The organism is Anaerolineales bacterium, assembly GCA_022866145.1.
Taxonomy (GTDB): Bacteria; Chloroflexota; Anaerolineae; order Anaerolineales; family E44-bin32; genus PFL42.
Map to the genome: position 1 here is coordinate 1 of JALHUE010000166.1, position 15,478 is coordinate 15,478.

The window sequence follows — 15,478 nt, forward strand, 5'->3', positions numbered from 1 at the left end:
ACCGCGTGGGCTTCCTGCTGGGCGGGGAGCTGGTCGAAGTGCAGCCAAGCGAGGCCTTCTTCTCGTCGCCGGAAGATCCACGTTCCGCGGCATTTGTCAGCGGCGAGATGACGTACTGAAAGCGAGGCACTTCATGAGTATATTCAGCAAGAAGAAACAGAACCGTTTCATCGAACTGTTGATCAAACAGGCGGAGTACTCCTTCGAGGGCATGCAGACCCTGCAGGAGTATGTGCGTGGACCCGATCCGGCGTTGGCCCAGCAGGTTTCCGACATCGAGGGTCACGCCGACGAGGTCCGCCGGATCCTGATCGATGAGCTGAACCGGACGTTCGTCACCCCGCTGGATCGGGAGGACATCTTCGCCCTTTCGCTGGCCATCGACGACATCTTGGACTACGCCTTCACGACGGTCGAAGAGATGGCGCTGCTTGGTATTCAGCCCAACCCGTTTCTCGAGCGCATGGTGTCGCTGCTGACCGACGCCGCGCGTGAGATCCACAATGCTGTGATGCGGCTGGAAGATCATCCCAACGTGGCGAACGATCACGCAGTACGGGCGAAGGCGCTGGAGAATCGGATGGAGGCGGTTTACCGCGAGGCCGTGGCGGATCTCTTCGCCGGCCCGCGCGATATCGACCACCTGGTCGAGATGCTGAAGCTGCGCGAGATCTACCGCCACCTATCGAATGCGGCGGACCGCGGGGACGAGGCGGCCAACGTCATCGGAGACATTGTCGTCAAGAAGATGTAACTCCCGGGTCGGGTGTGCCGAAGTTCCCGTTCGGCCCCAGAGCCTGGGGAACATGACGGCGAATGCAGCCGGGGGGTGCTCGTACCCCGCATCTCTGTGCCGGCATGCTCGTGGTCTGCCGCGAGGCGGGGTTCACTCCGGATCTCCAGCCGCCAGCCGATCGAGCTTGACGCCAACCTCCCGCCACTGAATCTTGGACAGCCCGAGTTTCTGGCGAATCTGGTCGCGGTCGACGCTGTCCCGGATGTCTCCCAGGGCGCTTGTCCATCGGCACATGTTGAATGACAGGTGTTTCTCCAAGCCGGCGGCTTCGCCAATATCCTCCAGCAGATACTCCAGCCGCCGCGGCGAATACGGGAACACGCGGTCACGCGGGGCGTACTGGCTGAGGTATTCGCGGTAAGCCTTGGCCCACGCCTCATCCAGGCGGAGCTTGCGCTCACGATACCGTTTGCGGACCTCGCCGTAGCGGACGAACAGCGTCGGCCCTTCGCTGGCTGTCAGGTCAATATGGTTGAGGTGGATCGTCAGGCATTCGTTCTTCTTGATCCCGGTCTGAAGTAAGAGGCTGAGGAGCGTGAAGGGGCGGGCGTCCGGCTTGTCCGCCTGCCGCCAGGCGGCCGCCGCATCCAGCGCTGCCTGCACCTCGTCCGGACTCAAGACTTGAGGCAGGGGGCTGAGGACGGTCTGCTGCGGGATGGGCGCAGCCGGATCCTCGTCCAACACCCCGGCCTCGATCAACCAGCGGAAGAATGCCTTGACCGAGGTCACGCGGCGTGCATACGTCTTGGGGCTGCACGGCGCCTTGCGCCTGTGGAGCATCCAGTCCAGGAAATTGCGGATGTCATGGGTGGCGACCGCGCCGACCGGTGTCCCGCCGCCCACGAACTTGGCCAGAAGACGCAGGTCGGCCGTGAAGGCCTTGACAGTGTGAATCGACCGGCCGCTGCTTTCCAGCGCTTCCCCCCAAGCATTGACGGCGGCGCTGATGGCGGTGTCCCGCCGCACCGGACCCGCCGGGGGGGGAGCCTGCGCCGGTCCCGACGGTCTGGAGAAGAGCGGCAGTTCTTCGCCGCGCTCGGGCGGCGAAAGGCGGCTCGCTTCCTTGCGTGTAGTCATATCCAGGAAATCGTATGCGGGACGTACGGAAATGTCAACCGTCGCTGGCCGACTGCCGGCGGGTTGGATCGAAGCACGGGTTGTAGTCGTCGGCCACGATCAGGCGGAAGCGAGCCCTCGCCGCCGGCTCTGGCGCGGCGCGCACACGCGAGTCGTCGAGTCCCAGCACCTGCAGGAGCGCCTGGACAGCCGAATCATTTCCGGGTTGAAGCTCAAGCAGCAAGGTAGGGCCATCGGATGGCTCCGCGGAGGAGCCGCTGAAGGTGGGAACCCCGGCGTAGGCCAGCCGCTCGGCAGCCAGCTCCACCCAACCCGGCTGCCGGCTGGCATCGACCACCTCGACCTGCACCCCATCCAACGAGCCCGCCATCGACCAGGCCTCGTCCGAGAACGTGCGCTCCAGCAGGGCCCGGAGGGCATCGGGTTTAGGAACCAGCACGGCCGCGCCGGACGTCGGGACTCGGAAGTCCTCCACCTGCTCCCGCCCAATGAACCGGCTGCGCACCGAGGCCGGACCGATGTCTGCCGCCAGTGGAGCCAAGTTGAGCAAGTCGTTGAGTGTGAGATCGGTTGAGGCGTGCCGAGACAGCGTCTGGAACATCGACGGGATCCGGGTCACGAGGTTCGTGTCTCGGAGGTGGCGGTACACGGCGCGCAGCACTTCCTGCTGGCGGCGGGAACGGTCGAAATCCGATGAGCGGGCACGGGCGCGGGAATACCACAATGCCTGCGCCCCATCCATGGCCACCGGACCGGTCGGAACCGTGAACAGCTCCCAGCTGTCCTGCTTCTCGGGGGGCGCCTCCGGCGATTTCAAGCGCCAATCCGTGTACGAACAGGCGACCAGCACCTCGACGCCGCCCAGCGCGTCGACCAGGTCTTCGAAACCCTGCATCTCGACCCGCACATAGCGGTCCACCGGGATTCCGAGGTTGTACTGGATGGAGTCACGGAGCAAGCCCATTCCGCCGCCCGGATAGTCTCGGTTCTCGCCGATGCCAAACGAGGTGTTGATGCGCTGCATGCCCTGCCCGGGAAGGTACACCCAGAGATCGCGTGGGATGGAGAGTACGACGGCCTGCTTCCCAACGGGGTCGAGCGACACCAGGATCAGGACGTCATCGCGAAACTCATTCCCGGCCCGGCGATCGGATCCGAGCAGCAGGACATTGGTGACCTGCTGCCCGAAGGGGATCGGGTCCGCCGGCGGTGGGATCTGCTCTCCGGCAGCCGGGGTCAGCCGGACCGCCCGTGCCGTCGGAGCGGGCGCCACGCCGTCGGTCGCTTGCGGGATAGGGGTGCGGGCGGACGGGAAGAACGGTGTGTGAAACGACTGAATGGCAGGAGGGCTGATTGCAGGTGGCGAGGGGGGGAGTTCCGTCCGTTGGGGCACCATGCTCGGTGCCCCAGCGCAGCCCGAAGCGATCAGCGCCGTGCCTAGAACCAGTCCCGAAGCCCGGGCCCACCGGCTCACGAAGGCAGAGCCGCCTCCAGCATCGCCTGGATGGCGTCCCGGTTCGGCAGCAGGACAGAGGCACCGCTCAGGGGAACGCGCCAGCCTGTGGCCATGCTGGTGTCGATCGAGAACCTCCGAATACGCGCCGGATCGCCGGAGACGGCGGTGGCCACAGGCAATAGATCGAGCAGATCGTTCAGGCCCAAGTCGGTCTGCACCAGCGTCGAGAGCTGCGCGTGCAGCTCCGGCAACCGCGCCAGCCCGTTCAAACTGACGACCCGCTGGAAGAGCGCAATCAGGACTTCCTGCTGACGGCGCAGCCGATCGAAATCACTGGAGGCCTTACGCATACGAACGTAGCACAGCGCCTTGAAGCCGTCCATGTGAACCGTTCCCGGCGAGTAGTTGTGATAGTACCCTCCGCACTCGTCGTACAAGTAGCCGCCGACCTGTACATCGATCCCGCCGAGCAGGTCGACGCCCTGGATGAATCCCGTGAAATTGCCGCGCGCCATGTGGCTCGGCCGGATCCCGAAGTTGTAGGCAATCGTGTCATACAGCATCGGCAGACCGCCGCGGATCTCGGCGGTGTTGACCCGGTCGACCCGCCAGCCCGGGATGTAAACGTACAGATCTCGAGGCACCGAAATCAAGGTGACACGACCGGCGGTCCGATCGACCACGGCGATCATGATCGTATCGTTCCGCCCGATGCTCTCGTTGGGTCGGGCGTCGGATCCCAGCAGCAGAATCACATCGGCGCCCGGGGGAAGCTCGAAGGCTGGCATCGGGGGTGGGATCTCGATGGCGGAGACTTCGACCGGCCCGGCGAAGGATCCCCACGGATTGGAAGGGGTGGCGGTTGCCGGCGGCGGGGCCGCCGTTGCCGTCGTGTCGGGCGTGGCAGAAGGCGCCAGCGGATAGAACGGTGTGGGCGTGCTGGCGGAATCGACCAGCACGCCCTGGGCGCCCGTGATGGACGCCACAGGCAGCGTTCCCGAGTTGCAGGCCACTCCTAGGACGATCCAGCATGCGGCGACCGCTGAGAATGCCCGCCGTCTTGCGCGCCACTGCATGCGACCGGTGCCTCCTTCGCTCATGCTGCGCTCAGCCTGCCTGCCGTTTCGCAGCCGATCGTTCCTCGGACCTGATCGGCCGGTCCGGGGTTCTCGCTTCACCAGGAGCCAAAGGCAGAAGCGCAGTATACGTTGTTCCGTATCCCGGGCGGCTGTCGACCCAAACCCGGCCGCCGATTGCATCGCACAGGCGTTTGACCAGGGGCAGCCCGACCCCGCCATCCTGGATGCCCGTTGGCCGCCGGGCGGCGGCGGAGATTTGCGGCTCAAACACCATCCCCAGGTGCTCGCTGGCAATTCCCGGGCCGCGATCCGCCACTTCCAGCATCACGTAGCTGGCGCCGGCGTCGCGAATCACGTGGGCCGTCACGGTCAAATCTTCCCCGTCCGGTGTAACAGCCACGGCGTTGGCCAGCAAGTTGTCAAGCAGCTGCTCCAGGACGGAGGGCTCCGCCCGCAGGACAGGGATGCGCTCGGGCAGATCCAGCTGGAGCCGGAGATTGTGCTCCCGTAGGGCACCGGTGTAGCGCGAAATGACCTGCTGCAGGCAAGTGTCGAGAACCGCCCACTCGCCTTGGTCCTCCAGCGCCTCCGATCCTGGCGCCAATCGATCGCGCAGTTCTTGGGCGAGCGCCTGGGAACGAAGCAATCCGCCATGCAGGCGCTCCAGATACTTGCGCTGGATCGAGGTCAATGCGCCGGCCACATCGTCCAGCATCAGGCTGCTGTAGCTGGAGGCCGAGCGCAGGCCTTGCTCAAGGCGGGACGAGAGCGGACGCAAGGCGGTTGCTTGCTCCTGGGCCGAGGAGTGCGCCTGTTGTGCGGCCGTGAGCAATGCCAATTGCGAGCGAGCTTCCGCCAGTTCCTGCAGCACCATCACCAACTCGTCGGATGGCTGGTCGGCAGACTGCGGCCGATCCTTCCAGGCACGGGCGGCTGAAAAGGCGGCGTTGGCTGCAAGAGCGGGGGGTGATCCGGCGCCCGCTATCTCACGCTCCGGAGTAGGGCGAAGCTGGAGCTGGGCAAACCGATCCGCCAGCAGGATGCACAGGCGCTCCAACTGCGCTTTCTCCTCCGTCGACCACCTGCGCTGGGCGAAAGGAGAGAACAACAACAGTCCGGCCTGCAGCGCCTCGCCCGAAAGGATCGGAAGCAAGAGAAGGGTGCCGGATTCGTAGGCTTCCATCTCGTCCATCAAGCCTTCGAGATCGGGAGGCTTGGGATCCTCAAACACCTCCAGAATCCGGCGCTCGACCAGAGCTTCCTGGATGGCGGGATAAGCCGTGCCGTTCATGGCGAATCCGGGCAGTGGACGCTCGCGAATGTGGTCGTACCCCTTGGCGGCGGAGAACCGTCCCCGGTCGTCTGGAGGGGAAAGCAGAAGGACGAACTCGACCCGGGTCGCCAGGGCTGTGGCTCTCACAACGGCGTCCGCCAGATCGCCTATCGAATCCGCTTGCATCAGATAAGCGAAGTCCATCGCCGCCTTCAGCGTGTGCTCGGGCGATGCGGTGCTCGCAGGCGAGAGCGGCGCTGGCGGGGCGGCAGGCTGCGGGAGGAAATCAGCAACGAGGAACAGGCTGAAGAAGATCATCGCCGCCAGCAAGGCGAACGGGCCAGGAGGCCAGTAGGCGCGGGCGATTGCCAGGTCGAGGAACACGGCTATCCCGATGCCTCCGGCAGCTGCCGAGAACCAGGGCCAGCCTGCAGGACGACGGACGACAAGCAACGCGCAGGCCGTCCCCGAGACCGCCAGCGCCAGCACCAGCGTGAGAACCAGCAGCCATGCGGGCGGTGAGCACGTTGCGGCCGGCCATGCCGCCGGCAGGCAGCCTGCCGACCCGGCGTTCCAGCTGGTCCAGGAGTAGCCCAGCCCCACCAGCAGGCATAGGCCTACGGCGGCAAGCACCGAGACCCGCCCGCGGCGTGGCAGGACAGGCAAGCATGCAATGCCCAGCAGAAGAATCCAGGAGAGCATGTCGGCTGTCCAGCGCAGCGGGGGCGTGAACACAGGGGGGGAGTCGGCGGCCAGCGCCAAGGCGGCGTAGCCCAGGGCGGCGAGCTGGACGCCGACGACGGCGGCGCTGGCGAACAGCCAGGTGCGGCGGCTTTCGGGCGCCAGGGCTCGTCCCCGCTGGTGGATGGCGATCAACACCAGGATGGAAAGGAGAAGCAGGGCGGCGCCAATCCACACTCCGCCTGCTCCCGCGTATGTTGCTGTTGCCTCGGGTGAAAGTCCCATGCTGGGGGTGCCTGTGCCGCGGGGATTATAGCATCGGCATCCTGATCGACCCGGGGTGAGTCGCGGGCGCTAGCAGCGGCCGGGTGGGAGGAACTCCTAGGCTGGCGGCCGTGGCTCCGCTTCTTCGCCGGCCTTGCGGTTGAGGATGCGGAAGGAGATCATGCCGTACAGGATCGTCAGCCACAGGGTGACACCGCGGTAGGCCAGGGTGATCAGGCCGGCGGCGGCCAGCGGGATGCGGAACGATGCCAGGGCGAGAGTCATCGAGCCTTCGACAAACCCGATCCCGGAAGGCGTCGGGGAGACGATCAGGAATAGGTAGCCGACGCTGTAGCCTGCGATCAGCGTCCCGACGGAGAACGGTTGATTGAAAGCCAGGAACATCAGAAAAAAAATCGTGATCAGCAGCGCCTGCTTGCTCAGCGCTAGGGCGAAGGGAAGCAGTAGCCCGGAGGGACGCTTGGGGATCTCGCTCAGACCCTCACCGATGTCATGGGCGAACTCGTGGGCCCGATCCGGACTGAGGTATTCGCGGCGGATGAACGGACGAAGCACGCTGTTGGTGTGAGTCGCAATCCAGGCCAGGGCGCGTCCAAGCCGGTCCGATGATCGCATGGCCGTGTACAGCACCAGCGTCAGCGCCATCGCGATCGATACCAGGATGACCGAGGCCGTCACTTCGGCCGCCCCAAGCCGGTTGCGCCGGATCAGGACGACGATTCCCAGGCCGAGCACGGCGATGAACGCCAGGTAGTCGTACAGCACATACAGGGCAGCCGCAGCAGTCACCCGGCTGGTGGGCAGCCCACGCTGGCGGCTGTCCGTGATGAAGACCACCATGCCGCTCATCCCGGCCGAAGGGGCAATGGTGTTGACGAAGGCGGCGCCCGTGCCCAGCATCGAGAGGCGGATGGTCTTCTCGTCGATCCCGAGCAAACGGTAGAGCGACCGCAGGTGAGCTCCGATGTTCAGGATCCAGGCAGCGTGCACGAACAGCGCCAGCGTGATCCAGCCCCAATTGCCCCGCTGCAGGGTGAGGAGCACCTGTCCGACGTCCGCCGCCCGGGTGAGGAAGAAGAAGAAGGCCAGTAGCAAGACCAGGGCGGCGAAGAAAGTCTTCATGGGAACAGCTGGATCCCTGGAGCCCAGTCAGCCAAGCGCGGCCCCAGGGTCCGTTCCATCCAAGGCCAGCGCCTGCAGGCCGGGTTCGATGCGTTTCGCCAGCCCGGTCAGCACCGTGCCCGGGCCGATTTCCAGAAAGGCTGTCACTCCCGCAGCCGCCAGGTTGTGGATCGTCTCGGTCCAGCGCACCCGCATGGTGAGTTGATTGCGGAGATCCTGCTCGATTGAAGCCGCACTCTGAAGAGGCGCAGCTTCGACATTGCCGTAGACAGGCAGGTCTGCCTGGTGGAGCTGCGTTTGCCGGACGGCTCGGCTGAAGCGCTCCTGGGCCGGAATCATCAAGGGTGAATGGGCGGCGATGCTGACCGCCAGCCGCATCACTTTGCGGGCTCCAGACTGCTTGAGCAGCTCCATCGCCGCCAGCAACCCAGCCTCATCGCCCGAGATTACTACCTGCCCCGGGCAGTTGTCGTTGGCCACGCCGATCACGGCCCGGGTGCGTTCGGCAGCCTGCGCGCAAGCTGCCTCCGCTTGTTCGAGGTCCAGCCCGATGACTGCCGCCATACCGCCCGGAAGCAGCTCGCCGGCCTGCTTCATCGCCAGGCCGCGCTCCCGCACCAGCGCCAGCCCGTCTTCGAACGACAGGGCTCCGCCCGCCACCAGGGCACTGATCTCCCCCATGGAGTGTCCGGCTGCGGCCGCCGCTCGAAAACCGGGGAACCGGGCTTGCAGCACCTGCAGGATGGCGATCGAATGCGTGAAGATCGCCGGCTGGGTGAAAGCCGTGTCGTTGAGGTCGTCGGCAGGACCCTCCCAGCACAGCCTGCTCAAGGCGAACCCCAGAATCGAATCGGCCCGGGCGAACGCCTGAGCCGCCAGCGGGTTCTCTTTGGCCAGCGCCTGGCCCATGCCGACGTATTGGGAGCCTTGACCGGGGAAGAGAAGCGCCGAGGTCCTGAGATCTACGGCCATGCGTTCGCCTGCTTGCCCACGTTCAAGCCTGGTTGGGGGCAAGCGCTAGTCGCGCTTGATCTCGATAACTTCCTTGCCCGCGTAGTGCCCGCAGTTCGGGCACATGTGATGCGGCTGACGCTTCTCACCGCAGTTGGTGCAGGTCACCAGGGCCGGAGGGCTGATGGCGTCATGAGCCCGGCGGCGATCCCGGCGTCCTTTGGAGTGCTTTCGCTTGGGCAGAGGCGCCATCGTCCAACTCCTCGAGAATTGCTTTCACAACAGCGCCTGCCGGATGGCAGGCCCGGTGATTATAGCAGGGGGCAGGGGGCTGTCAAGGCGGCCCGCGGCCATCGGCCTCCGTTCGCCCCCAAAGCAGGGAAGCGGCCTTCGACCGCCTGCCAAGATATAATCTCCGTATGCCTGAGCAGCCCCTCTCCCACCTTGATCAGCACGGCCAGGCCCGCATGGTGGACGTCAGCGACAAGCCTGAAAGTGAGCGCGAGGCCGTCGCCCGCGGCATGGTTGTATTCTCCGCCGAGACCCTGGCGGCTGTGGCGGCCGGCGATTTGAGGAAGGGTGATGTGCGGGCGGTGGCCCGTCTGGCCGGGATCCAGGCGGCCAAGCGGACCTCGGAGCTGATCCCTTTGTGCCATCCTGTCCCGCTGACGCATGTCGAGGTCCAGGTCGAGGCCTCGGAAACGCCCCCGGGAATGCAGGTCGAGGCGACCGTCCGGTGCGTCGGGCGGACGGGGGTCGAGATGGAAGCCCTAACGGCGGTGGCCGTCGCCTGCCTGGCGGTCTATGATATGGTCAAAGGTATCGATCGTGCGGCTCGGATTGCGGACATCCGCCTGATTGCCAAGCGCGGCGGGCGGAGCGGCGAGATCAGGCTGGAGTAGCCTGTGCTGCAAATCAAGGTTACGTACTTTGCGACCATCAAGCAGCAGACGGGAGTCACGAACGAGGTGGTATCGCTGGACCCGGAGGCCTCACTCCATGATCTGCTGCAGACGCTCACCCGTCTGCACCCTTCGCTCGAAGTCTCATTACCCACAGCCGTGGTCGCTGTCAACCGCGAGTTTGCCGACCGGAGCCGCCGCCTTCTTCCCGGGGATGAAGTCGCGGTCTTCCCGCCGGTTAGCGGCGGGGGAGCTGGCCCGACAGTGGTCCTGGTGACAGAGGAAGCCTTGGACCTGGACTCGCTGCTGGCTGGCCTCACGCTTCCGACGACCGGCGCCGCATGTGTCTTCAGCGGTATGGTGCGAGAGCACACCTCGGGCGAGGCGCCGCATCAGACCCTGCATCTGGAATATGAAGCTTATCCCGAGATGGCGCGCGAGAAGATGACCCAGGTGGCTGACGAGATCCGCGCCCGCTGGCCGAGCATTGAGGGCATCGGACTCGTCCAACGGATTGGCCGCCTGCTACCTGGGACGCCGACCGTGCTAATCGCCTGCACCGCTGCCCACCGGGACACGGGGGTCTTTGAGGCCGCCCGATACGGCATCGATCGGTTGAAGCAAATCGTGCCGGTGTGGAAGAAAGAGGTCGGCCCCGACGCCGAGGAGTGGGTGGAGGGCGCGTACATCCCGACCCCGGATGACCGGCGCCGGTGAAGCCCGACCTCGGCTCCCAACCCAGCTTCCGCTGCCTGGGATGCGGCACCCTCCATCCTCCGAGCGGTTTCCCCCACCTATGTCCCGCGTGTGGGGGCTTGTACACCCTCCCCGCAGAATCAATCTCTCTGCCTCCCGCCTGGGGTCCCTTGGGAAAGGGCGGCCTGCTTCGCTACCGCGCCTCGCTCCCGCTGGCAACCGAGATCCCTCTGACCAGCCTGGGCGAGGGCAACACACCGCTGCTGCCAATCCCGGGTCGCGATCGTCAGGTCTACTTCAAGCTTGAGCACCTGAATCCCACCGGCTCGTACAAGGATCGGGGGACGGTGGTTCTGGCAAGCGCGCTGGCGCACGCCGGCGTGCGCCAGGTGGCTGAGGATTCATCCGGAAACGCCGGGGCATCCCTGGCGGCGTACGCGGCGCGGCTGGGGATTGCCGCCAAGATCTTCGTGCCCGAAGCGGCCTCCGGCCCAAAGCGGCAGCAGATCGCCGGTTACGGCGCAGAAGTGGTGGCCGTAGCCGGGCCGCGTTCGCTGGCGGCCCAAGCGGTCCTGGAAGCCGTCGGGCAGGGCGAAGTCTATGCCAGCCACGTCTACCAGCCGCACGCGCTGGGAGGGTACGCCACGATTGCTTACGAGATCGTCGAACAGCTCGGCCAGGCGCCGGGCTCGGTTCTGATGCCGGTCGGCCATGGGTCGCTGCTGCTCGGGCTGTGGTTGGGATTCGAGGCCTTGCTGCTACATCACCGGATCGAACGACTCCCTCGGCTGATTGGCGTGCAGGCCGCCGCCTGTGCACCGGTGTGGGCGGTGTACCACGGGGGAGCGGCGGCGCTGTCGCTCGTCACCGAGGGCGAGACCCTGGCCGAGGGAATCCGCGTGCGCAATCCCCTTCGGGGCGATCAGGTGTTGGGCGCCATCGAGAAGTCGAAGGGAGCCATGGCGGTCGTTGAAGAAGGGCGGATTCATGCCGCTCAGCAAGAGCTGGCACGTGCCGGCATCGATATGGAACCCACTTCAGCCGTCATCTGGCCGGCGATGGACGATCTGTGGCCTGACCTGGATCCACCGATCGTCGCCATCATTACTGGCGCAGGATGGAAGGCCCGCCCCTGACCTGGGTGACCTCGGCGGCGCGGGCATCGTTGCAGACCGATTGATCTGAGGCAGAGCCATGACGACTCGCGTGGTCATTACCGGTATGGGAACCGTCAACCCGGTTGGGCAATCGGTCCAGGACAGCTGGGATAGCCTGTGCGCCGGGCGCTCGGGAGTCGGGCCGATCACGCTGTTTGCTGTGGACGACCTGCCCGTGCGCATCGCGGCCGAGGTCAAGGACTGGGCACCCGAGCGATTCATGGACGCCAAGGAGGCGCGCCGACGGGATCGGTTCCAGCAGTTCGCCAGCGCCGCCGCCAAGGAGGCCCTCTCCCAGGCGGGACTGCTGGGTCAGGTGGACGGCGGGCGCGTGGCGGTGGTTGTGTCGTCGGCCATCGGCGGCCTCGCCACGATCGAGCTCGGTTTCCGGGCATTTATCGAGCAGGGGCCGCGCAAGATCAGCCCGTTCTACATCCCGATGATGATGTCCAACGGAGCCGCCAGCCTGATCGGGATCGACTATGGATTGCGCGGCCCGAGCTTCTCCGTCGCCTCGGCCTGCGCCTCGGGATCGGATGCGATCGGCCTGGCCGCGCTCTTGATCCGCAGCGGCCGGGCGGATGCCGCCATCGCCGGCGGCTCCGAGGCGACGATCACCCTGATCGGTGTCCTCCCGTTTGACCGGACAGGCGCCCTCTCGCGCCGAAATGAGGACTACAGTATGACCCCGGCACCCTTCGACAAGAACCGGCACGGCCTGGTGATGGCTGAAGGCGCAGGGATTCTGGTCCTCGAACGGTTGGAGCATGCTCAAGCCCGCGGGGCGCCGATCCTGGCGGAGTTGATCGGGCATGGCGCCACGGCCGACGCCTTCCACATCACGGCCCCGGCCGAACACGGCGAGGGGGGCGCCGAAGCTATCCGCCTGGCGCTCGCCGACGCTGACCTGGCGCCTGCCGATGTGGACTACATCAACGCCCATGGCACCGGAACCCAGCTCAACGATCTGGCGGAAACACTGGCGATCAAGGCCGCCCTGGGCGGCGAGGCCTACCGGATCCCGGTCAGCTCGACCAAGTCGATGACCGGTCACATGATGGGTGCCACCGGCGCCCTGGAAGCGATCGTCTGTGTCCAGGCCATCCTGACACAGACCCTGCCCCCGACGATGCACTATCAGACCCCCGATCCTGCTTGCGACCTGGACTACGTGCCCAACCAGGCTCGCCCGGCGAAGGTCGAGGTGACCCTGAGCAATGCCTTCGGCTTCGGCGGGCACAACTCGGTACTGGCGATCCGGCGGTTTGATGGGTAGAATCTGCCGCAGCCCTTAGGAACGAGTGGGGCGCGGACAACGCAGGCTGCTCTGGGTTAGCGGCGCCCCCCAAGTTCGTGGAGAGGACCCTTGTCCCTGGAAGATTTCGCCCGCCAGGCCGGGCTGCCGATGCGCGATCTGACGCTGCTGCAGTCGGCGCTGACGCACCGTTCCTTCGTCAACGAGCATAGTGACGCCCGGGAGGACAACGAGCGCCTGGAGTTCCTGGGCGACGCAGCGTTGGACTTCTTGAGCGCCGCCCTCCTGTTCCGGCGCTTTCCGAACACCGATGAAGGCAAGCTCACGCGAATCCGTTCGGCGTTGGTGTGCACCGAGCAGCTGGCGGCCTTTGCCCAGGAAATCGGTTTGGGAGAGGTCCTGCTGCTGGGGAAAGGCGAAGAGGCCTCCGGGGGACGCCAACGTCCGGCGCTGCTGTGCGGCGCCTTTGAAGCTGTGCTCGGCGCCCTGTACATGGACTCGGGATTGCAGGCGGTCGAGCGCTTTCTTGAGCTGCGGCTGGACAGGGCTGTCACGGCGATCGTCGAGGAGGAAGCCGAGTTTGACCCGCGCAGCCAGCTGCAGATCTGGGCCCAGGCCGAGCACCGCGAAACCCCCCGCTACCGGACCGTCGGCAGCAGCGGTCCGGATCACGATCGCTTGTTCAGGGTTCAGGTGTCGATCGGCGACAGCGTGATGGCGGAAGGCAGCGGCAAGAGCAAGCAGGAAGCGGCCCGCCAGGCGGCGGTGGTGGCGTTGCGAGGGCTCGGGCAAGGCCCGGCCTTCTAGGATAGGGTGGGTTTGGACAAGACGAACGGTCACGCCCGGCTGAAGTCGCTTGAACTGCAAGGGTATAAGACCTTTGCCAGTCGGGTGGATTTCGAGTTCTCGTCGGCAATCACGGCAATCGTCGGCCCGAACGGGTCCGGAAAATCGAACATCGCCGATGCCATGCGCTGGGTGCTCGGCGAACAATCCTATACATTGCTGCGAGGCAAGAAGACCGAGGACATGATTTATCAAGGATCGGAGTCTCGATCCCGGGCCAGCATGGCCAGCGCCTCGATCACCTTCGACAACAGCGAGGGCTGGCTGCCGATCGACTTTGGGGAAGTGACGATCGCCCGCCGCGCCTATCGCGACGGCCAGAATGAATACCTGCTCAATGGACAGCGTGTCCGGCTGCGCCAGGTGCACGAATTGCTTTCCGAGTGCGGGCTTGCCCAGCGCACGTACACCATCATCGGGCAGGGCCTGGTCGATGCGGTGCTCTCGCTGCGGGCGGAAGATCGCCGCCGCCTGTTTGAGGAGGCCGCCGGCATCGGGCTGTATCGGTCACGCCGCGAAGAGGCGCTTCGGCGGCTGGAGGCGACGGAACGCAACCTGGAGCGCGTCCAGGACATCTTGGCAGAGCTCAAACCTCGCCTACGTAGCCTGGAGAAGCAGGCCAAGCGCGCCGAGGAGTTCGAGCAGGTTCGCCAAGATCTGCGCGAGTCGCTGCGCTTGTGGTATGGCTACCACTGGTCCGCCGCCCAGCGGGTTGTCATGGCCAGCCGAACGGAAGCTGCGACCCAGGCCACTGCCCGCGACCAGGTGCGGCAGCGTCAGGAGCAGACGGACCTCCGCCTGGCCGACGTCCGGCTGGAGATCGACCGCCTGCGGGCTGACCTTCACCGGGCCTCGGCTGAGCTGTCTGCCCTGTTTGCACAGCGCGAAGCCATCGGTCGGCGACTGGCGATTGCAGGGGAGCGACTGCGCTGGATGGGAGAGCGCGAGCAGGCGGTTGCCGCCGAGCAAGAGGCCGCGCTCGAGGAGCAGCGGGAGGCTTCCGCCCGCCTGGCGGGCCTCGAGGCTGAAATCGCCGAGCGCAAGGGATCCTTGCAGTCCGTGCAGGCTGAGCTCGAGCAAATGCGGCACCCGGAGGCCTGGCCGGAAGACGCCGGATTGGCGGCGCATGCCCGGGCCGCTGAGCTGCGCACGCGGCTCGAACACAGCCTGGGAGAGCTGGCCGGCGCCCAGGCCCGGACGGCGCAGTCCCAAGAGACGCTCTCGTCGCTGGCGGTCCGTCTCGAGCAGATCAACGCCCGATCTACGGAGGTCCGTGCTCGCACCGAGCAGTTGTCGCGCCAGGCTGGCGAGGCCTCCCGGCGGCGCGACGAGAAGCAGGCCGCGCTCGAGGCCGAGGTTGAGGCCGAGCGTGGTCTTCAGGCCTCGCTGGAGTCGGCGCGAGCGGAAGCCGACGATTTGCGTTCCGAGGCGGCGGGCCACGATCAGTCCGTCGCCGCCCGCCAGGCTGAAGTCGACTTCCTGACCAAAGGCGGGCTCGATGCCTGGTCGTTGGCCGAACGCATTCATGCGGCCGGTCGGGGAGGCGCCCTCCCGGGCTGGGTCGGGCGTCTGCTGGATCACTGCGGGGTAGACGAGCCGCATCAATTGGCGGTCCGGGCCGCCTTGGGGGACTTCGCCCGGGCTTCGCTGCACAGCGGCCCGGAGGACGTCGAAGCGGTAATGCGCTGGCTCGAAGAGGACGGCCGAACCGGCCAGGCGGCCGCCCTCCCGGTGGCAGTCACGACCCCGCCGGACCGCTCACCTTCACCCCTGGATGCGGTTGCTCTTGGCCGAGCAGCGGACCTGGTGCGAACGAATGATGAGCACCGGCCTCTCCTGGAGTGGCTGCTTTCGACGACTTGGGTGGTGCGGGATCGGACCCAAGCGCGGGCGTGGGTGGGG

General features: G+C 66.2%; 14 protein-coding genes. 7 read left to right on the forward strand and 7 right to left on the reverse strand.

The features are described 5' to 3' along the window. Positions 1-133: 133 nt before the first annotated feature. Complete coding sequence (locus tag MUO23_05265; GenBank protein MCJ7512362.1) at positions 134-754, forward strand: DUF47 family protein; 621 nt, start codon at positions 134-136, stop codon at positions 752-754. 132 nt (positions 755-886) lie between these two features. Here MUO23_05265 and MUO23_05270 read toward each other — a convergent pair whose 3' ends face one another. The 7 genes from MUO23_05270 to rpmF all read right to left on the reverse strand — a co-directional run bounded on the left by MUO23_05270 (position 887) and on the right by rpmF (position 8,972). Continuing rightward, on the reverse strand, positions 887-1,873 hold the full coding sequence (locus MUO23_05270) for a tyrosine-type recombinase/integrase (GenBank protein ID MCJ7512363.1): 987 nt from the start codon (positions 1,871-1,873) through the stop codon (positions 887-889). 34 nt (positions 1,874-1,907) lie between these two features. Next, positions 1,908-3,347 (reverse strand): LCP family protein, encoded by a 1,440-nt coding sequence (locus MUO23_05275; GenBank protein MCJ7512364.1) that lies wholly within the window; start codon positions 3,345-3,347, stop codon positions 1,908-1,910. Beyond that, entirely contained in the window at positions 3,344-4,405 is a 1,062-nt protein-coding gene (locus MUO23_05280; GenBank protein ID MCJ7512365.1) for an LCP family protein, read from the reverse strand. Before MUO23_05280 ends, MUO23_05275 begins: the two co-directional genes overlap by 4 nt. Before the next feature lie 31 nt (positions 4,406-4,436). Then, on the reverse strand, positions 4,437-6,599 hold the full coding sequence (locus MUO23_05285) for a GAF domain-containing sensor histidine kinase (protein ID MCJ7512366.1): 2,163 nt from the start codon (positions 6,597-6,599) through the stop codon (positions 4,437-4,439). A 144-nt stretch (positions 6,600-6,743) separates the two neighbouring features. Continuing rightward, positions 6,744-7,769 (reverse strand): flippase-like domain-containing protein, encoded by a 1,026-nt coding sequence (locus MUO23_05290; protein MCJ7512367.1) that lies wholly within the window; start codon positions 7,767-7,769, stop codon positions 6,744-6,746. 27 nt (positions 7,770-7,796) lie between these two features. Next, positions 7,797-8,741: an ACP S-malonyltransferase gene (fabD, locus tag MUO23_05295; protein MCJ7512368.1), complete on the reverse strand. Its 945-nt coding sequence runs from the start codon at positions 8,739-8,741 to the stop codon at positions 7,797-7,799. A gap of 45 nt (positions 8,742-8,786) precedes the next feature. Then, positions 8,787-8,972 carry a 50S ribosomal protein L32 gene (gene rpmF, locus MUO23_05300; GenBank protein ID MCJ7512369.1) on the reverse strand — a complete coding sequence of 62 codons (186 nt, stop codon included), beginning with the start codon at positions 8,970-8,972 and terminating at the stop codon, positions 8,787-8,789. Between the two features lie 167 nt (positions 8,973-9,139). Here rpmF and moaC point away from each other — a divergent pair, with 167 nt between their 5' ends. From moaC to MUO23_05330, 6 genes are all read left to right on the forward strand, one after another. Further along, a complete protein-coding gene (gene moaC / locus MUO23_05305) occupies positions 9,140-9,622 on the forward strand; it encodes a cyclic pyranopterin monophosphate synthase MoaC (GenBank protein MCJ7512370.1) in 483 nt (160 codons plus the stop codon). 3 nt (positions 9,623-9,625) lie between these two features. After that, the gene (locus MUO23_05310) at positions 9,626-10,339 is read left to right on the forward strand and encodes a molybdenum cofactor biosynthesis protein MoaE (GenBank protein MCJ7512371.1); all 714 of its coding nucleotides are present in this window, start codon (positions 9,626-9,628) and stop codon (positions 10,337-10,339) included. A gap of 149 nt (positions 10,340-10,488) precedes the next feature. After that, positions 10,489-11,454: a pyridoxal-phosphate dependent enzyme gene (locus MUO23_05315; GenBank protein MCJ7512372.1), complete on the forward strand. Its 966-nt coding sequence runs from the start codon at positions 10,489-10,491 to the stop codon at positions 11,452-11,454. Between the two features lie 58 nt (positions 11,455-11,512). After that, positions 11,513-12,751: a beta-ketoacyl-ACP synthase II gene (fabF, locus tag MUO23_05320; protein ID MCJ7512373.1), complete on the forward strand. Its 1,239-nt coding sequence runs from the start codon at positions 11,513-11,515 to the stop codon at positions 12,749-12,751. Between the two features lie 90 nt (positions 12,752-12,841). Next, positions 12,842-13,537: a ribonuclease III gene (rnc, locus tag MUO23_05325; protein ID MCJ7512374.1), complete on the forward strand. Its 696-nt coding sequence runs from the start codon at positions 12,842-12,844 to the stop codon at positions 13,535-13,537. A 12-nt stretch (positions 13,538-13,549) separates the two neighbouring features. Next, on the forward strand, positions 13,550-15,478 hold a 1,929-nt coding region (locus MUO23_05330), incomplete at its 3' end, for an AAA family ATPase (GenBank protein MCJ7512375.1).